Source organism: Umezawaea tangerina (assembly GCF_003002815.1).
GTDB classification, from domain to species: Bacteria; Actinomycetota; Actinomycetes; order Mycobacteriales; family Pseudonocardiaceae; genus Umezawaea; species Umezawaea tangerina.
The window spans coordinates 893,095-910,155 of sequence record NZ_PVTF01000001.1 but is presented as its reverse complement, the minus strand read 5'-3'; the positions used below and the strand labels follow the sequence as shown (position 1 = coordinate 910,155).

At 73.0% G+C, this 17,061-nt stretch carries 21 protein-coding genes; 12 read left to right on the top strand and 9 right to left on the bottom strand.

Going from position 1 to position 17,061, the window contains the following annotated elements; genetic code table 11:
• Position 1 precedes the first annotated feature (1 nt).
• Positions 2 to 895 carry a UTP--glucose-1-phosphate uridylyltransferase gene (locus CLV43_RS04345; RefSeq protein ID WP_106185600.1) on the bottom strand — a complete coding sequence of 298 codons (894 nt, stop codon included), beginning with the start codon at positions 893 to 895 and terminating at the stop codon, positions 2 to 4.
• 38 nt (positions 896 to 933) lie between these two features.
• Between CLV43_RS04345 and CLV43_RS04340 the strand changes: the two genes are divergently transcribed.
• The 4 genes from CLV43_RS04340 (at position 934) to mscL (ending at position 3,037) form a co-directional block, all read left to right on the top strand.
• A complete protein-coding gene (locus tag CLV43_RS04340; protein ID WP_106185599.1) occupies positions 934 to 1,518 on the top strand; it encodes a 5-formyltetrahydrofolate cyclo-ligase in 585 nt (194 codons plus the stop codon).
• 100 nt (positions 1,519 to 1,618) lie between these two features.
• On the top strand, positions 1,619 to 1,942 hold the full coding sequence (locus tag CLV43_RS04335) for an FmdB family zinc ribbon protein (protein WP_106185598.1): 324 nt from the start codon (positions 1,619 to 1,621) through the stop codon (positions 1,940 to 1,942).
• Between the two features lie 86 nt (positions 1,943 to 2,028).
• Positions 2,029 to 2,562 (top strand): SAF domain-containing protein, encoded by a 534-nt coding sequence (locus CLV43_RS04330; protein WP_106185597.1) that lies wholly within the window; start codon positions 2,029 to 2,031, stop codon positions 2,560 to 2,562.
• 34 nt (positions 2,563 to 2,596) lie between these two features.
• The gene (mscL, locus tag CLV43_RS04325; RefSeq protein WP_106185596.1) at positions 2,597 to 3,037 is read left to right on the top strand and encodes a large-conductance mechanosensitive channel protein MscL; all 441 of its coding nucleotides are present in this window, start codon (positions 2,597 to 2,599) and stop codon (positions 3,035 to 3,037) included.
• Between the two features lie 371 nt (positions 3,038 to 3,408).
• On the opposite strand, the gene CLV43_RS04320 is transcribed toward mscL, so the two are convergent.
• Positions 3,409 to 4,005, bottom strand: a complete 597-nt coding sequence (locus CLV43_RS04320; protein WP_106185595.1) for a TetR/AcrR family transcriptional regulator — start codon at positions 4,003 to 4,005, stop codon at positions 3,409 to 3,411.
• A gap of 124 nt (positions 4,006 to 4,129) precedes the next feature.
• Here CLV43_RS04320 and CLV43_RS04315 point away from each other — a divergent pair, with 124 nt between their 5' ends.
• Positions 4,130 to 4,864 (top strand): SDR family NAD(P)-dependent oxidoreductase, encoded by a 735-nt coding sequence (locus tag CLV43_RS04315; RefSeq protein ID WP_106185594.1) that lies wholly within the window; start codon positions 4,130 to 4,132, stop codon positions 4,862 to 4,864.
• Between the two features lie 85 nt (positions 4,865 to 4,949).
• Positions 4,950 to 5,567, top strand: coding sequence for an NADPH-dependent F420 reductase (locus CLV43_RS04310; protein ID WP_106185593.1), 618 nt, complete (start codon positions 4,950 to 4,952; stop codon positions 5,565 to 5,567).
• Positions 5,568 to 5,622: 55 nt separating this feature from the next.
• Here CLV43_RS04310 and CLV43_RS04305 read toward each other — a convergent pair whose 3' ends face one another.
• From CLV43_RS04305 to CLV43_RS04295, 3 genes are all read right to left on the bottom strand, one after another.
• Positions 5,623 to 6,798 carry a serine hydrolase domain-containing protein gene (locus CLV43_RS04305; protein ID WP_106185592.1) on the bottom strand — a complete coding sequence of 392 codons (1,176 nt, stop codon included), beginning with the start codon at positions 6,796 to 6,798 and terminating at the stop codon, positions 5,623 to 5,625.
• Between the two features lie 136 nt (positions 6,799 to 6,934).
• Positions 6,935 to 7,114: a hypothetical protein gene (locus CLV43_RS04300; protein ID WP_106185591.1), complete on the bottom strand. Its 180-nt coding sequence runs from the start codon at positions 7,112 to 7,114 to the stop codon at positions 6,935 to 6,937.
• Positions 7,111 to 7,611 (bottom strand): MogA/MoaB family molybdenum cofactor biosynthesis protein, encoded by a 501-nt coding sequence (locus CLV43_RS04295; protein ID WP_106185590.1) that lies wholly within the window; start codon positions 7,609 to 7,611, stop codon positions 7,111 to 7,113. The genes CLV43_RS04300 and CLV43_RS04295 overlap by 4 nt, the downstream gene beginning before the upstream one ends.
• A 95-nt stretch (positions 7,612 to 7,706) precedes the next feature.
• Here CLV43_RS04295 and CLV43_RS04290 point away from each other — a divergent pair, with 95 nt between their 5' ends.
• Positions 7,707 to 8,750 carry an NAD-dependent epimerase/dehydratase family protein gene (locus CLV43_RS04290; RefSeq protein WP_106185589.1) on the top strand — a complete coding sequence of 348 codons (1,044 nt, stop codon included), beginning with the start codon at positions 7,707 to 7,709 and terminating at the stop codon, positions 8,748 to 8,750.
• Here CLV43_RS04290 and CLV43_RS04285 read toward each other — a convergent pair whose 3' ends face one another.
• The 3 genes from CLV43_RS04285 to CLV43_RS04275 are packed head-to-tail and all read right to left on the bottom strand — an operon-like array spanning position 8,751 to position 11,723.
• Positions 8,751 to 9,764, bottom strand: a complete 1,014-nt coding sequence (locus tag CLV43_RS04285) for a sensor histidine kinase (protein WP_106185588.1) — start codon at positions 9,762 to 9,764, stop codon at positions 8,751 to 8,753.
• Positions 9,764 to 10,474, bottom strand: coding sequence for a response regulator transcription factor (locus CLV43_RS04280; RefSeq protein ID WP_106185587.1), 711 nt, complete (start codon positions 10,472 to 10,474; stop codon positions 9,764 to 9,766). The genes CLV43_RS04285 and CLV43_RS04280 overlap by 1 nt, the downstream gene beginning before the upstream one ends.
• A 4-nt stretch (positions 10,475 to 10,478) precedes the next feature.
• Positions 10,479 to 11,723 carry a hypothetical protein gene (locus CLV43_RS04275; protein WP_106185586.1) on the bottom strand — a complete coding sequence of 415 codons (1,245 nt, stop codon included), beginning with the start codon at positions 11,721 to 11,723 and terminating at the stop codon, positions 10,479 to 10,481.
• Between the two features lie 152 nt (positions 11,724 to 11,875).
• On the opposite strand from CLV43_RS04275, the gene CLV43_RS04270 reads away from it, so the two are divergent.
• From CLV43_RS04270 to CLV43_RS04250, 5 genes are read left to right on the top strand one after another with little or no spacing between them, the layout of a single operon-like run.
• A complete protein-coding gene (locus CLV43_RS04270; protein ID WP_106186002.1) occupies positions 11,876 to 12,517 on the top strand; it encodes a glycosyltransferase family 2 protein in 642 nt (213 codons plus the stop codon).
• Positions 12,514 to 13,182 (top strand): TIGR04282 family arsenosugar biosynthesis glycosyltransferase, encoded by a 669-nt coding sequence (locus CLV43_RS04265; protein ID WP_106185585.1) that lies wholly within the window; start codon positions 12,514 to 12,516, stop codon positions 13,180 to 13,182. Before CLV43_RS04270 ends, CLV43_RS04265 begins: the two co-directional genes overlap by 4 nt.
• Positions 13,179 to 13,793, top strand: a complete 615-nt coding sequence (locus tag CLV43_RS04260; protein WP_106185584.1) for a class I SAM-dependent methyltransferase — start codon at positions 13,179 to 13,181, stop codon at positions 13,791 to 13,793. Before CLV43_RS04265 ends, CLV43_RS04260 begins: the two co-directional genes overlap by 4 nt.
• Positions 13,790 to 14,896, top strand: a complete 1,107-nt coding sequence (locus CLV43_RS04255) for a molybdopterin-dependent oxidoreductase (protein ID WP_106185583.1) — start codon at positions 13,790 to 13,792, stop codon at positions 14,894 to 14,896. Before CLV43_RS04260 ends, CLV43_RS04255 begins: the two co-directional genes overlap by 4 nt.
• Complete coding sequence (locus CLV43_RS04250) at positions 14,896 to 15,309, top strand: hypothetical protein (protein ID WP_106185582.1); 414 nt, start codon at positions 14,896 to 14,898, stop codon at positions 15,307 to 15,309. The genes CLV43_RS04255 and CLV43_RS04250 overlap by 1 nt, the downstream gene beginning before the upstream one ends.
• 135 nt (positions 15,310 to 15,444) lie before the next feature.
• On the opposite strand, the gene CLV43_RS04245 is transcribed toward CLV43_RS04250, so the two are convergent.
• On the bottom strand, positions 15,445 to 16,995 hold the full coding sequence (locus CLV43_RS04245) for a S1C family serine protease (RefSeq protein ID WP_106185581.1): 1,551 nt from the start codon (positions 16,993 to 16,995) through the stop codon (positions 15,445 to 15,447).
• Between the last annotated feature and the right edge of the window lie 66 nt (positions 16,996 to 17,061).

Here is a 17,061-nt window from a genome sequence, read left to right as displayed (position 1 = left end):
CTCAAGAGTTGTCGAGGCGTCCCCGCAACCACTCCCCGAGCTCGGGCCCGTAGTCGGGGTGCTTCAGGGCGAAGTCAACCGCAGCGCGGAGGAATCCCCCCGGATTGCCCAGGTCGTGTCGCTCGCCGCGGTGCACGACGATGTGGACCGGGTGTCCCTCGGAGATGAGCAGGGCAATGGCATCCGTGAGCTGGAGCTCCCCGCCGGCGCCCGGCGTGATGCGCTTGAGCGCGTCGAAGATCGCCCGATCGAGCAGGTACCGGCCCGCCGCGGCGAACGTCGACGGCGCCTCCTCGGAGGAGGGCTTCTCGACCATGCCGACGACCTGCTTCACGTCGTCCTGGTCGGTGTCGCGGACGTCGAACACGCCGTAGGCGGAGATCTGCTCGCGCGGGATGTCGAACGCGCAGAGCACCGTGCCGCCGTGCTTCTCGCGGACGGCGGCCATCTCGGTGAGGGCGCCGTTGGGCAGCACGAGGTCGTCGGGCAGCAGGACGGCGACGGCCTCGTCCTCGCCGGTCAGGTTGCCCTCGGCGCAGCCGACGGCGTGGCCGAGGCCGAGCGCCTGCTCCTGGATCGCGGTCTCGACGGTCTCGAAGAGGTTCTCGGCGCGGCGGACCTTGGCGGCCAGCTCGTGCTTGCCGCGGCCCTCGAGGGTCGCCTCCAGCTCGGGCTGGGGGCGGAAGTACTCGGCGACGGCGTCCTTGCCGGGGGAGGTGACGATGACCAGCTTGGTCGCGCCCGCCTCGGCGGCCTCGGCGGCGACGTACTCGATGCCGGGGGTGTCCACGACCGGCAGCAACTCCTTGGGCACCGCCTTGGTCGTAGGCAGGAAGCGGGTCCCGAGACCGGCTGCGGGCACGATTGCGGTGCGGAAGGCGCTCTTCGAGCTCATGGGTCACGAGCGTAGTGGCGCACCTAGGGTTACCTCGCATGACGTCCGATCAGCTCGAACGGAAGAACGGGGAGCGCGGGCGGTTGCTGGCCGCTCGCAGGGCCGTTCCGGCGGCCGAGCGGGCCCTCGACGCGGCCGCGCTCGCCGCCGGGGTGCTGGACGTGGTCGCCGCGTTCGGCGTACCCGCTGGTGGAACGGTGTGCGCGTACCTCGCCGTCGGGTCGGAACCGGGGTCCGTCGAGCTGCTGGACGTGCTGCGGGCGGCCGGGTTGCGGGTGCTGCTGCCGATCGTGGTCGGCGCGGCACCACTCGACTGGGCCGAGTACACGGGTGAACACGCTCTGCGACCGGGCCCGCACGGGCTGCGCGAGCCCACGGGCGCCCCGTTGGGGGCGTCGGCGCTCGCCGAGGCGGCGTTGGTGCTGGTCCCGGCGCTGGCGGTGGACGGTCGCGGCACCCGGCTCGGCAAGGGCGGCGGGCACTACGACCGGTCGCTGCCGCTGGCGAACGCACCGCTGGTCGCGGTCGTCAGGGACGCCGAAGTGGTCGACGAGCTGCCCGCGGAGCCGCACGACGTCCGGATGACGGCCGTCCTGACGCCCACCGGTCTGCGCCTGGTGTGACGTTGGACCGAGTTGTTTGCGCCCCGGACCCCTGCCGGCGCATCATGCAGTATTGGCACTCGTCATGCCCGAGTGCCAACTACCAGCTCGTGGAGGGCAAGTGCCGACCTACCAGTACGCCTGCACCGAGTGCGACCACCGGTTCGACGCGGTGCAGACGTTCACCGACTCCGCGCTGACCGAGTGCCCGGAGTGCCACGGCAGGCTCCGCAAGCTCTACGGCAACGTGGGCGTCGTGTTCAAGGGCAGCGGCTTCTACCGCACCGACAGCCGTTCCGGCTCCGGTTCGACGACCCCGGCGCCCGCCGCCGCCCCGGCCGCGAGCAGCGGTGGTGGCGAGTCGAAGGGCGAGTCCAAGTCGTCCTCGACGACGACCACCACCAGCAGCACCCCGGCGAGCACGCCCGCGAAGGCCGCCTCCTGACCTGAAGTTGTCCACAGGCCCCCGAGTTGTCCACAGCTCGGGGGTTCGTGCTGTCGACCGGCGTTGATCAGCCCTAACGTCGGGTCATGCCCTTCCGCCTCCCGCCCCGCGCTCCCAGGCCGCGCCAGGTCGTGGCCTGCCTGCTGGCCCTGCTCGCCGCCGGTCTCGCCCTCTGGCCCACCTCGACGCCGACCGCCGTCGTCGCCGCGCGCGACCTCCCGCCCGGTGTCGCGCTGACGGCGGCCGACCTGCGGGTCGTGCCGCTCGCCGACCGCCCGTCGGGGGTGCTGGAGTCCGTGGAGGCCGCCGTCGGCCAGGCGCTCACCGGCGCGGCCAGGTCCGGCGAGCCGATCACCGACGTGCGGCTGACGGGCGCCGACCCGGACGCCGCGTCGGTCGCCGTCCGCCTGGCCGACGCGGGTGTCGCGGGGCTGCTGCGCACCGGCGGGCGGGTCGACGTCATCGGTCCGGACGCCGAACTGCTGGCCGAGGGCGCGGCCGTGCTCGCCGTGCACGAGGCGAAACCCGACCGACTCGTGGTGTTGGGGCTGAGCAGGAAGAATGCGACGCGGATAGCGGCGGTGTCACTGGACCACCCGCTTGCGGTTACCCTCCGCTAACCCTGCCCGTCCCCCATATCTCGAGGAGCTTGGTGTGATCAAGGGCTTCAAGGACTTCCTGATGCGCGGCAACGTCATCGACCTGGCCGTCGCCGTGGTCATCGGCGCCGCCTTCACCGCCATCGTCACCGCGTTCACGTCGAACTTCATCAACCCGATCATCGCGTTGTTCGGCGGCAGCAACGTCGACGGGCTGGCGGTCCAGCTCAACTCCGCCAACGAGAAGACCGTGATGGACTTCGGCGCGATCATCACCGCCGTCATCAACTTCGCGATCGTCGCGGCCGTCGTCTACTTCATCCTGGTGCTGCCGATGAACAAGATCAAGGAACGGCGTGAGCGCGGCAAGGAAGCCGGTCCTTCCGAGCCCACCGACACCGAGCTCCTCAAGGAGATCCGCGACCTGCTCGCCGCCCAGTCCCAGCAGCGCCCCCGCGGCCCCCAGGACCCCATGGCCCCGATGCGCCGCGACTAGTCCCTCCCCCGTGCTCCGCCGCCGGTCAGGTCCTCCTGGCACTGGCCGGCGGCGGAGCCGGAGACCGTCCGCCCCGGCCGCGATGCCTCGATCCGGCCCGCGGCGCGCGGATGTCCTTGTCGGCACACGCCGATGCCCGGCCCCGCAGCCCCGGTCCGGCCCATGGATGCCCTGTTGGCACAAACCGATGCCCGGTCCGGGTGCCTGCCGCTGCGCAGCGCTGGATGCCTTGTCCGGTAAGGCGGTTCCCAGCTCGGAGCGCCGGCTCGATCGTCAAGCTCCGCACGTGAGTGTCACCGTGCGTCGTAGCGGAACTCGGCCGCCGCGGGCCGGCTTCCCGCTGTTCCCACGTCCCGAAGAACGCGTACCTGTCAGCGGCCCGGGTGCTCGACTGCGCCTGCCGCCGCGGGAAGGGCGTTGTCGACGAGGACGGTGGCGATGGCGGCCGCGGTGGTGAAGGCGTCGGCGTTCAGGACCCGGCTGCGCGCGGAGGCGCCGTCCAGGAGCAGGGCGAGCTGTTCGCCGAGCTGTTCGGGGTCGGTGGCGCCCGCCTCGCGGGCCGTGTCGGTGAATCGGGCGGCGAAGCCCACCTTGTAGTCGCGGGCGAGGACGCGCGCCGGGTGGCCGGGGTCGGGGATCTCGACGGCGGCCGCGATGAACGGGCACAGGGGTGAGTGCACGTCGAACGCGGCGAGCAACCGCTCGCGGGGCGTGAGGTCGGCGCGGTCGAACACCTCGGGCAGGATCTCGGGGTCGAACCGGCGCAGGCCTTCGGCGATCAGCTCGTCCTTGCCGGAGAAGTGCTGGTAGAGCGTCCGCTTCGACACCTCGGCCACCGCGCAGAGCTGGTCCATGCCGGTGCAGTTGATGCCCTGGTCGCGGAACAGCTGCTGCGACGCGCTGAGGATGCGCTCGCGCGCGCCCCTGCCCCGGCGCAGACCGCGCGGCCCCTTCTCCAACTCCGTCACACCCGCAGCCTACCCCCTTGGGTACGGGTCGGTGTGCATAGCTTGCACCCCGCACGACTGTTGGCTACGTTAGGTACTCAGATCGGTGTACATAACATCGGCACAACGGGTGGACGGAGCAGTCGTGGGAAAGCTCGATGGCAAGGTCGCGGTGATCACGGGCGCGACGAGCGGGATGGCGCTGGCAGGCGCGAAGCTGTTCGTCGACGAGGGAGCCCACGTCTTCATCTCGGGCCGTCGGAAGGACGCACTGGACGAGGCCGTGAGGCTGGTCGGCCGGAACGTGACCGGCGTGCAGGGCGACGCGGCCGACCTCGACGACCTGGACCGCCTGTTCGAGGCGGTCCGGCAGGAGAAGGGCTCGCTCGACGTGCTGTGGGCCAGTGCCGGAACGGGCGGGCAGGGCAAGCTCGGCGAGATCACCGAGGAGGAGTTCGACACCGCCTTCTCGTTGAACGCGCGCGGCACGCTGTTCACGGTCCAGAAGGCGCTGCCGCTGCTCAACGACGGGGGCTCGATCATCATGACCGGGTCGAACGCGTCGCTGAGGGGCTACCCCGCCTGGGGCGTGTACGCGGCGAGCAAGGCGGTGCTGCCCGCCTTCGCGCGGGTGTGGGTGTCCGAGCTGCGGGACCGCAGGATCCGGGTGAACGTGCTGACCCCCGGCCAGGTCGCCACCCCGGTCCTGGAGCAGGTGATGGACGCGCGGCTCAAGGCGCAGTTCGAGTCCGTGATCCCGCGGCGGGAGATGGGGCGCCCCGAGGAGATCGCGTCGGCCGCGCTGTTCCTCGCCTCGGAGGACTCGAGCTACGTCAACGGCATGGAGCTGGTCGCCGACGGCGGCTCCACCGTGATCTGACCGCGCCGCCCGATCCGGGCACCGCCGCCGTCACCAAGACCAGCCACCAGGACCAAACCGACCAAGCACGACGGAGGAACACGTCATGAGCACCATCAGCATCATCGGCTCGGGCAACATGGCCGCCACCATCGGCACCAGGGCCGCGGCGCACGGCCACACCGTCGAGCTCATGAGCCGCGACACCGCCAAGGCCAAGGCGCTCGCCGACCGGATCGGCGACGGGACCACCGTCGGCGAGTTCGGCGCGCGCCCCGTGGGTGACATCGTCGTCATCGCCGTCCTGCACGCGGGCGCGGTCGACGTGGTCGCGCACTACGGCGACGCGCTGGCGGGCAAGATCGTCGTCGACATCACCAACCCGTTCAACGCCGACCTGAGCGGGCTCGTGACCACCGCGGGCGACTCGGTGACCCAGCGGATCGCCGCCGCCGCCCCCGCGAGCGCACACGTCGTGAAGGCGTTCAACTCGATCTTCCGCGGCGTCCTCGCCGAGGACAAGCCCGTGGACGCGTTCTTCGCGGGCGACAACGCCGAGGCGAAGGCCCGTGTCGCGGAGTTCCTGGAGAGCCTGGGCATGCGGGCCCGCGACGCGGGAGGACTGGAGATGGCCCACGCCCTCGAATGGGCGGGCCTCCTGCTGGTGGGCGTGGCGCGCAACGGCGCCGGTTTCGACATCGGCCTGCGCGTCGAGCCCTCCTGACGGGCGAAGGCCCGGACACGCGGCGGTGTCCGGGCCTTCGCCGTCGGGTGCGCGGCTAGCGGCACATGGCCGCGTCCACGAACTCCTCGACGTGCCGGGCCGCCTCCAGGGTGGTGGGCAGCGACGTCACCGCCACCACCACCGACCGCCCGTCGGGCAGCAGCGCGCTGCGGGTCTCGTACCCCGGCGAGTCGCCGCCGTGGGTCCAGGCGACACCGCCGCAGCTCAGCGTGAACGTCTGCAGCCCCAGCCCGTACCGCTCCCCGCCCCGCACGCTCGCCCCCGGCGCGTCCACGGTCTTGCGCATCTCCTCCAGCTGCGCGGGCGGCAGCAGCTTCCCGCCGACCAGCGCGCGGAAGAACTCGTCCAGGTCGCGCGGGGTGGAGATCAGCTGGACCGCGGCCCACCCGAGCGACGGGTCCATCTCGGTCACGTCGGCGAGCGGTTCGCCGGGCAGTCCGAAGTAGCCCCGCGGGTGCGCCTCGCGGATCGACTGGTCGCCCTGGGCGGGCCAGTAGGTGTGCCGCAGGCCCGCCTTGTCGATCACCCGGCGGGTGATCTCCTCCCCGACGGGGCGCCCGGTCACCTTCTGCACCAGCAGACCGGTGAGCACGTAGTTCGTGTTGCTGTAGGACCACCCGCCACCGGGCGGGAACAGGGCGGGCTTGGCCAGGCCGATGTCCACGATCTCGCGGGGCTCGAAGTAGCGGTGCTGGATGGCCGCGTAGCCGTCCTGCACGATCTCGTCGTAGTCGGCCAGCCCGCTGGTGTGCTGGAGCAGCTGGCGCACGGTGATCACCCGCCCGTCGACGCCCTCGCCGCGCACGACGTTGGGCAGGTAGGTCTCGACGGGGACGTCCAGCGCGACCTTGCCCTCGGCGACGAGCTGCAGCACCACCGTGGCCACGAACGCCTTGGTGTTGCTGGCGATGCGGACCTGCCCGTTCACCGGGACGGGTGACCTCGTCGCCAGGTCGCCGACGCCCGCGGTGTAGTCGCGGACGCGCCCGTCGCGCTCGCGCACCGTCGCGAGCGCGCCGGGGAACCCGTTGTCGCGCACCAGCGCGTTCAGACCCTGCTGCACGCCGTCGCGCCCGGCCGAGGACGCGGGGTCGGCCGAGGACGGGAGTGCCGCGACGGCGACCGCCAGACCGCTGGCCACGACCGCGGACACGATCGACAGGGCACGTCGGCGACCGGGGCGGCGGTCGCGCTGGGACACGGCGGTCATGGGGAACTCCTTGTGGGGAACCGTTTCTCGGACCCCACAAGCTTCGGGGAACGCCGTCGCGCGAACGATCCCCCGCACTCCCCACCACGTGGTTCAGCTGACGCCATTGACGCCCGCCACGTGGACTGCTAAGGGCCTAGCCGCCGTGGTGGGGCGGCCGGTTCTCCCGGTACCACGACTCGCGGTCGGCGGCCCCTCCGTCGGGGTCGCGCTCGTCGCTCGTGGTGTCCGGGAGCACCTCGCCGAACACCTCGGCGAGCCGACGCCGCCGCGCCGCTTCCGCGGCGACGGCGTCGTCCTCCGGATCGGTCGTCATGCCTCGTCGAGGCCCGAGAGCTGTTCGATGACGTAGGGCACCAGCGTCGAGAGGGTCGCCATGCCGTCGCGCACCGCGGCGCGCGAACCGGCCAGGTTCACGACCAGGGTGCTGCCGGACACGCCGACGAGGCCGCGGGAGATGCCCGCGTCCACCGCGCCCGCCGCGAGGCCGGAGCCGCGCAGCGCCTCGGCGATGCCGGGGATCGGGCGGTCGAGCACGCCCTGCGTGGCGTCGGGGGTGACGTCACGCGGCGACACACCGGTGCCCCCGACCGTGACGACGAGGTCGACGCCGCCGATGACCGCGGTGTTGAGCGCGGCCCGGATGTCGACCACCTCGCCCTCGACGGCGACCGTCGCGTCGACGATGAAACCTGCCTCTTCGAGCAGTTCGGTGACCAGTGGTCCCGTGCTGTTGTCGTGCTCACCGTGCGCCACCCGGTCGTCCACGATCACGACGAGGGCGCGGCCGAGGCGCTGCGCGCTGCGTTCCATGCGGACAACCGTAGCCAATGCCCGGATCTGACGGTTCCATGACGTGTCGCTCCGGGACCGGGTGTCGCGGCCGCGCGCCCCTTAACGTCGGTCGCGTGCGAGTCCTCCTCACCGGCGGAGCCGGTTTCATCGGGTCACACGTCGCCGACGCGCTCGCCGAGGGCGGTGACGAACCGGTGCTGCTCGACGCGCTGCTGCCCCAGGCCCACAGCGGGCCGGTGCCGGAGTGGGTGCGGCGCTACGAGGTGGTGGTCGGCGACGTGAGCGACCCGGTCGCGGTCGCGGGGCTGCTGCGGGGCGTGGACGCGGTGTGCCACCAGGCCGCGGTCGTCGGTCACGGCCTCGACCCGTCGGACGCCCCGCTGTACGCGTTCAACAACGACTACGGCACGGCCGTGCTGCTGGCCGCGATGCACGAGGCGGGGGTGCGCAGGCTCGTCCTCGCGTCGTCGATGGTCGTCTACGGGGAGGGCCGGTACTGGTGCCCGGCGCACGGGGTCGTGCGGGCCGCCCCGCGCCGCCAGGAGTCGATCGACGCGGGCGAGTACGAGCCGCCGTGCCCGGAGTGCGGGACCTCGTTGGAGTCGCTGACGGTGCCGGAGGACGCGCCGCTGGACCCGCGCAGCACCTACGCGGCCAGCAAGCTCGCCCAGGAGCACTACGCCGCAGCCTGGGCCCGGCAGACCGGCGGCGGGGTGTGGGCGCTGAGGTACCACAACGTCTACGGGCCGCGGATGCCCCGCGACACCCCCTACGCGGGTGTCGCGTCGCTGTTCCGGTCGTCGTTGGAGAACGGCAAGGCGCCGACGGTCCTGGAGGACGGGCGGCAGCGGCGGGACTTCGTGCACGTCAGCGACATCGCGCGGGCCAACGTGCTGGCCCTGCGCGCCGACGCCCCGCCCGGCGCGCTGACCCCGTTGAACATCTGCTCGGGCGAGCCCCACACCGTCGGCGACCTCGCGGTCGAGCTGTCCCGCGCCTGCGGCGGCCCGGCTCCCGAGATCGTCGGCGGCGCCAGGGCGGCCGACGTCCGCCACGTCGTCGCCGACCCGTCCGAGGCCACCCGCCGACTGGGGTTCCGGGCGCTCACCAGCTTCGCCACCGGCGTCAAGGCGTTCGCCACGGACCCGCTGCGGTAGTCAGCCCGCCATCGCGGTGGCCAGCGGCAGCCGGACCTCGAACCGGCAGCCCGGCCCGTGGTTGCGCGCGTCGATGGTCCCCTTGTGCGCCTCGACCAGGCCCCGCGCGATCGCCAGGCCCAGGCCGCCGCCGACGGGCTGCCTGCTCGGGGTGCCGCGGAACGCCACCTCGAACACCCTGGGCAGGTCGGGCTCCGGGATGCCGCCGCACGAGTCGTCGACCCACAGGCGCGCCTCCTGGCCGTCCACGTCCACCCGCACCGCCACCGTCCCGTCGGGCGGGGTGTGGCGGATGGCGTTGGACAGCAGGTTGCGTACCACGCGGGCCAGCTCGGGGTCGCTGCCCAGGACGACCGGCCACGTAGCGGCGCTGGCCTCCAGGCGGACGCCCTTGCGCCGGGCGACCGGGCCCTCGGCCGCGACGACCTCGCTGACGATGTCGGCCAGCGGGACGTCGGACAGGGTCAGCCGGAGCGCGCCCGCGGTGATGCGGGAGAGCTCGAACAGGTCGTCGACCATGGCGGAGAGCTGGTCGGCCTCGGTGCTGATCCGGCCCGCGTAGTCGGACACCTCGTGGGGCTGGTGGACGACCCCGTCGGCCAGCGCCTCGGCCATCGCGCGGATGCCCGCCAGCGGGGTGCGCAGGTCGTGGCTGATCCACGCCACCAGCTCGCGCCGGGACGCCTCGGCGGCGCGTTCGCGGGCACGGGCCTCGTGCTCCCACACGCTGCGGCGGGCGATGCTACGGCCCAGCATGACCGCGGTCGGCACGGTCACCAGCGCCACCAGCGAGCACACGAGCAGCGTGGTGGTGATGATCGGGTTGAACATGAACTGGCTGACCGCGAGGACACCGCCGATGGTGGCGAGCACCGGCACGATCGCCAGCACGGACAGCGCCGTGGTGAGCGAGCGGTGGACCAGCCTGCGGAGCAGCAGCCAGGCGCCCAGCAGGACGAGCGGCAGCGAGAACATGACCGCGAACGGGGCTATGTGCGACATCTCCACCAGCATCAGCGGGCACCTCCGTCGTACCGGTAGCCGACGCCCCAGACCGTGGTGATGCGGGTCGGCCGCGCGGAGTCCTTCTCGATCTTCTCGCGCAACCGTCGCACGTGGACGGTCACGGTGGACTGGTCGCCGAACTCCCAGCCCCACACGCGTTCGAGCAGCTGGGCGCGGTCGAACGCCTGGCCGGGGTTGGACATGAGGAACGTGAGCAGGTCGAACTCCCTGGTGGTCAACGACAGGTCCGCGCCGTCCAGGCGGGCGCCGCGGGCGCCGAGGTCGACGGTCAGGCCGCCGTCGACCAGGGTCCGCGCGGGAGGCGGGGCCAGGGTCGCGCGGGAGCGGCGGAGCACGGACGTGACGCGCAGGGCGAGCTCGCGCGGGCTGAACGGCTTGGTCACGTAGTCGTCGGCGCCGAGCTGGAGACCGGCGATGCGGTCCTCCTCCTCGCCCAGCGCGGTGAGCATCACGACCGGAACGGCGCTGCGCTGCCGCAGCCGCCTGCACACCTCCAGCCCGTCGATCCCCGGCAGCATGAGGTCGAGCACGACCAGGTCGGGGGGCTGTTCGGCGAACATCCGCAGCGCCGCCTCCCCGTCACCGGCCAGCCGCACCTCGTGGCCCGCCAGCTCCAGGTACCGGCGCACCACGTCGCGGACGGTCATGTCGTCGTCCACGACGAGCACGCGCCCGACGGCCACAGCTTCGTTCGTCATCGCCTCACCAGTTCGTCAGCAGGAGGTGGTTGACCACCAGCGCCGTTCCCGCCTGCACGGCCAGCCACGGTCGGCGCGAGCCCGCGGGCAGGAACGCGGTCGCGGCGGTCAGCCACACGGTGAACGGTAGCCAGATCCGCTCCACCTCCGCCTTGCTCAGGCCGGAGAGGTCCGCGAACAGCACCGCGGCCACGGCGGCGCCCGCCAGCCACGCCGCCGGGGAGCGGCGCGCCCGCGCGAGGCCCGCGATCGGTGCCAGTCCGGCGGCCAGCACGGCGGCGGCCAGGTTCGCCCACACCCAGTAGTGGTACACGCGGGAGGACGCGATGCCCTGGTAGTACCGCTCCACGACGAGGTGGTAGCCGTCGAGCCACCAGAACCCGGCGGCCGCGAAGGCCGCCACGACGACCACGGCGCCGAGCACGGCCAGGCCGAGCGCCTTCCAGTTCCGCCAGGCCACGACCAGCGCGACCACGCCGATGAGCACGAGCCCGTAGGACAGGAAGATCCCGAGCCCGAGCAGCAGCCCGGCCAGCAGCGGGCGGCCCAGCGCCAGCAGGGCGATGCCGCACGCCGTGACGCCCGCGAACAGCCCGTCGGCCGACACCCCGACCCACACCGCGCCGGGGAACAGCGCGGCGAACGGCAGCACCGCGCGGGCCGCGGCCTCGTCGTTGCCCCGGGCGCGCAGCGCGACCGGCACCGCGACCGCCGTGAGCCCGCCGACCAGCACGCACAGCAGCGCCGCCCACGCCCCGCCGGACAGCCCGATCCGGTCGAGCCCGACGAACGCGAGCAGTGCGCCCGGCGGGTGGCCGGACACGTGGGTGGTCCACGAGTCCGGCTGGTAGTCGAGGATCCGCGCGGAGAAACCGCGCAGCATGGCGCCGATGTCGGTGACGCCCGGAACCTCGTGCAGGTACTCGTCGGACGTGGTCAGCCTGCCCGCGAACCCGCGGTCCCAGCCGTCGACCAGCGCCAGCGAGATCGTCCACGCCACCGCGGCCAGGTACCCGGCGCCCAGCGCGGTCCGCCACGGCAGCCGGTCCGCCAGCTCCGGGCCCTTGGCCACGACGAGCACGGCGACCAGCAGCGCGAGCGGCGTGCCGACGCCGACGTGGGGCAGCCAGTAGGCGAACAGCGGCGGGAAGCCGGCGAACGTCCGCTGCCCGCCGAGCAGCGCCCCGACGACGACGGCGAGGAGCACCAGGACCGAGGCCCCCAGGACCGTCCACCGGACACGCGACACGGGTTGGACCGTAGGGCACGGACGCGCTGGTCACCGGCTGGGACCGGGATCCGTCAGACACCCGTAAGAAGTCGTCACACGTCAGGATTCGGTAAGCAGCCAAAGGGTTTTCCTCCGCCCCCGACAGGCCCACTCTGTCCGTTGTGGACGAGATCGATGTGGTGTTCCCCTGCCTGGACGAAGCCGCGGCGCTGCCCGGCGTGCTGCGCGCGCTGCCTCCGGGCTTCCGCGCGCTGGTGGTCGACAACGGTTCGCGCGACGGCTCCCCCGAGGTGGCCGAGTCGCTGGGGGCGCGGGTGGTGCACGAGCCGCGCAAGGGCTACGGCGCCGCCGCGCACACCGGCGTGGAGCTGGCCCGGTCGGAGATCGTCTGCGTCCTGGACGCGGACGGCTCGCTCGACCCCCGGCAGCTGCCCGAGCTGGTGGAGCTGGTGCGCGGTGGCGCCCAGATGGCCGTCGGCAGACGGGTGCCGACGAGCTCGGGCAGCTGGCCGTGGCACGCCAGGGCCGGGAACATGGTGCTCGCGGCCCTGTTGCGGAGCAAGGGCCTGCCGGTGCGCGACATCGCCCCGATGCGCGCGTTCCGCCGCCAGGACCTGCTCGACCTCGGCATCGAGGACCGCGCGTTCGGCTACCCGCTCGAACTGCTGCTGCGCGCCGGGGCGGCGGGCTGGCGGGTCGAGGAGCGCGACGTCACCTACGGGCCGCGCACCGCGGGCACGAAGTCCAAGGTCTCCGGGTCCGTGCGCGGCACGGTGCGCGCCGTCCGCGACATGGCGGGGGTGCTGCGATGACCGCCCGCGCATCGCTGCTCGTGGTCGCCAAGGCCCCCGTGCCCGGCCAGGCCAAGACCCGGCTCAGCCCCGCCGTGCCGCCAGGGCAGGCCGCGGACATCGCGGCCGCCGCGCTGCTGGACACCCTCGACGCCGTGCTCGCCACGCCCGGCACGATCCCCGTGGTGGCGATGACCGGCGACCTGACCGCGGCCCAGCGGTCCGACGAGCTGCGGGCACTGCTGCGGCGCACGGTCGTGGTGCCGCAACGGGGTGCCGACTTCGCCACCAGGCTGGCCAACGCGCACGCCGACACGGCGCACCTGAACGGGGGCCTGCCGGTGTTCCAGATCGGCATGGACACCCCGCAGGTGACCGCCGAGCTGCTGGACGGGTGCATCGCCTCGATGCGCCACGTCGACGGGGTGCTGGGCATGGCCGCCGACGGCGGCTGGTGGGCGCTCGGCCTGCACGACGGGTACCGGGCGGCCGCGCTGCGCACCGTGCCGATGTCCCGCGACGACACCGGTTCGCTCACCGCCGCGGCGTTGCGGCGGCACGGGCTGAGGATCGGCGCGCTCCCCGAACTGTCCGATGTGGACGACATGGGCACGGCGCTGGCGGTGGCCGCGGGACTGCCCGGCAGCCGGTTCGCCGAAGCGCTGCTCGTGGACGTGCTGCGGTGACCGCGTTCGACGTCGGCCTGCGCGGTTCGCGGTGCTGGCTCGACGTGGACGGAGGGAGGCGGGTCGCCATGCCGATCACCCGGTGGCACGACGACGCCGACGACGCGGACCGGATCCTGGTGGACGCGTGCGGGGGACCGACCATCGACCTCGGCTGCGGCCCCGGCCGGTTGGTCGCGGCGCTGGTGGAACGCGGGATCGTCGCGCTGGGCGTGGACAACTCCGAGGTCGCGATCTCGCTGACGCAGTCGCGCGGCGGCCCGGCGCTGCACCGCGACCTGTTCAAGCAGCTGCCCGGCGAGGGCCGGTGGTCGCACGTGCTGCTGGCCGACGGGAACATCGGCATCGGCGGCGACCCGGCCGCCCTCCTGCGCCGGGCCAGGACGTTGTTGCACGCCAGGGGAACCGTCCTGGTCGAGGTGGAGCCGCCCGGCTGCGGGCTGCGCCGGGAACGCGCCCGCGTGGGCGGCGAGGACTCCTGGGGCTCGTGGTTCGACTGGGCCTGGCTCGACCCCGAGGCCCTCCAGGAGGCGGCCGGGTCCGCCGGGTTCCGGGTCCGCTGGCTCGTGGAGCGGTCCGGCCGCTGGTTCGCGGAACTGGAGCAGTCGTGAAACCACCCGTGCGACCACCCCAGGAGACCGACTTCACCAGCCCGACCCACGGTCCGCGCGTCTCGGCGCGGATCGGGCTGTGGCTGGGCATCGCGTTCGGGCTGTGCTTCGCCACCGGGCTCCTCAGCCACGGCATCCAGCACCCGGCCGCGTGGTTCACCTGGCCGTCGAGGCCGGTCAACCTGTACCGGATCACCCAGGGCGTGCACGTCACGTCCGGGGTCGCCGCGATCCCGCTGCTGCTGGCCAAGCTGTGGAGCGTGTACCCGAAGCTGTTCGGGCGCCCCGTGGTGCGGTCGGTGCCGCACGCGCTGGAACGCGGGTCGATCTTCGTGCTGATCGCCGCCTCGTTCTTCGAGCTGCTGACCGGCGTGTTCAACGTCGCCCAGAACTACCCGTGGGCGTTCTTCTTCCCCACCGCCCACTACGCCGTCGCCTACGTCGCCACCGGCGCGCTGCTGGTGCACATCGCGGTGAAGCTGCCGGTGATCCGGGAGGCGCTGACCAGGACGACCGAGGAGCCCAAGCCGGCCACCGGCGCGCTGAGCAGGCGCGGTTTCCTGCTCACCACCGGCGGGGCCGCGGGTGCGGCCGTGCTCGCCACGGTCGGCGGCACGGTGCCGTGGCTGCGCGACGTCTCCGTCCTCGGGTCGCGCTCGGCCACCGGGGTGCCGGTCAACCGGCGGGCCGAAGCCGCGGGTGTGTCCACTGCGGACTCGACGTGGCGGTTGCGGGTCGGTGACGCGGAGTTCACGCTCGACGAGCTGCGGGCCATGCCGCAGACCACCGCCGAGCTGCCGATCGCGTGCGTCGAAGGCTGGAGCGCGAGCGCCACCTGGACCGGGGTCCGGGTCGCGGACCTGCTGGACCGGGCGGGTGTGCCCGCCGGGAGCGCGGTCAGGGTCGACTCCCTGGAGAAGGACGGGCTCTACCGGTCGACCACGCTGCCCGGCACGCACACCGCGGACCCGTTGACGCTGCTGGCGCTGCGGATGGACGGCGCGACGCTGACGCTCGACCACGGCTACCCGTGCAGGCTCATCGCCCCGAGCAGGCCCGGTGTGCTGCAGACCAAGTGGGTCTCCCGACTGGAGGTGCTGTGATGCGGTGGGTGATCGGCGCGCTCGGGATCGGGCTGCTCGGCTGGGGCGCGGTGCTGCTGCTGCCGGTGGCGTTGGACAACCCGTTCTCGCTCGGCGGCTGGCTGGTCGGCGGCCCCGTCCTGCACGACGCCGTGCTGGCCCCTGCGGTCGGCGTCGGCGGGGTGCTCATCGCCCGCGTGCTGCCGAAGCCGTGGCGCGCACCGGTCGGCGCGGGACTGGTGGTCAGCGGGATCCTCGTCGTGCTGGCGGTCCCCTACCTGTGGCGGGCCTACTCCGGTCCCGTCACTCCGGGGCTGCACGACCGCCCGTACCTGGCGGGCCTGCTCATCGCGCTCGCCGTGGTGTGGGCCGTGGTCGTCGTCTCCGGGCTCGTGGCCGGGCGGAGGCGTGGGAACACCCCGGCCGCGTCGTGACAGGTGAGGGATCCTGTCGGACGCGGCCGGGGTGGTGGGTTCCTGTCGCCGGGAAGCTGCGCTCTCCCTGCGTCGATGTTCCCGCGCCGGGAACCCGACCGGCGCGGGGGGCGATCGCGCCGGGGTCTTCGGGACCTACTTCGTCTCCACGACCTGGCTGCCGAGGGTGACCTCGACCGTCTGGCTCTCGCCGATCGTGAGCTTGACCTTGTCGTTGGGGGCCTTGGACCGGACCGCCGCGACCAGCGCGTCGGAGGTGTCGATCTTGCGGTCGTCGAACTTGGTGATCACGTCGCCGGACTTGATGCCCGCCTTCTCGGCCGCACCGCCCGCGGTGACCTCGCTGACCAGCGCGCCGCCCTTCTCGCCGTCCTTCACCGAGACGCCGAGCACGGTCTGGGTGGCCTTGCCGCTGTCGCTGATCTCCTTGGCGGTGCGCCGGGCCTGGTCGATCGGGATGGCGAAGCCGATGCCGACCGAGCCGCCCTGCGACTGCGAGGTGGAGTTGGGGCTGTAGATGGCGGAGTTGATGCCGACGACCTGGCCCTGCATGTTCACCAGCGGACCGCCGGAGTTGCCGGGGTTGATCGCCGCGTCGGTCTGGATCGCGTCCATCACCGAGGCCTGGGTGCCCGACTCGCCACCGGCCCGGACCGGGCGGTTGAGCGAGCTGACGATGCCGGAGGTCACGGTGCCCTGGAGGTCGAACGGCGACCCGACGGCCACGACCTGCTGGCCCACCTTCAGGTCACCGGAGCTGCCCAGCTCCGCCACGGTCAGACCGCTCACGTTCGCGGCCTTCACCACGGCCAGGTCCGACGACGGGTCGCGGCCCATGATCGTGGCGGTCGTGGTCTTGCCGTCCTGGAACACGATCTGGATCTGCCCACCGGCGGCGGCGCCCTCGACGACGTGGTTGTTCGTGAGGATCTGGCCGTCCGAGCTGATCACGATGCCGGAGCCCTCACCGCCGGAGAGCTGCAGCTTGACCACCGACGGCAGCACGCTCTGCGCGACGCTCTCGATGGACCCCGCCGGGGCGTTGCTGCTCTGCTGGGCGGGCTTCGGCGCGTTGAGCGCGTTGGTGACCGGCCGCGAGTCGACGGCGGCCTGGTAGCCGATGTACCCGCCGATGCCACCGGACAGCGCGCCGACCGCGAGGACCAGCGCCGCGACACCGGCGACCACCTTGCCGCGGCCCGCCTTCCGCTGCGGCGGCGGCGCGTACGGGTAGGCGGCACCCGGCTGGGCGTAGTACGGCCCGGTCGGCGCCTGCGCACCGGGCTGCGGCACGCCGAACGCGGTGGTCCCGTGCTCGGGGGTGCCGTGCGCCGGGGTGCCGAGCCCCTGGTTGCCGTGCCCTGAGATGCTGTGCTCCGGGATGCCGTGCGCCGAGATGCCGTGTTCTGGGATGCCGTGCTCTGGGGTAGGTGTCCCCGGCTGGCCAGGCGCCCCCTGCAAAGCGCCTGGCTGGCCGGGGTCCGGCTGTCCAGCACCCTGCTGCTGGAAACCGGGGACGGCATGACCTGAGGACGCCTGCCACGCGTCCTGCCGAGGGGTGGCAGGAGCGTTGGCGGCCCACGGGCTGGGCGGCGAGCTCGGCACGGCAGTGGGGGTCTGCTGCGGCGGCTGCGGCGCCTCGGGCTGAGGCTTGTCCTCTGCGGCACCGTGGTTGTTCTCGGTCATGCCCATACTGTGCGGTGCCCGCCTGAGAGAACCCTTAAACGCAGCTGGGCATCAGGTGTGAGTAAT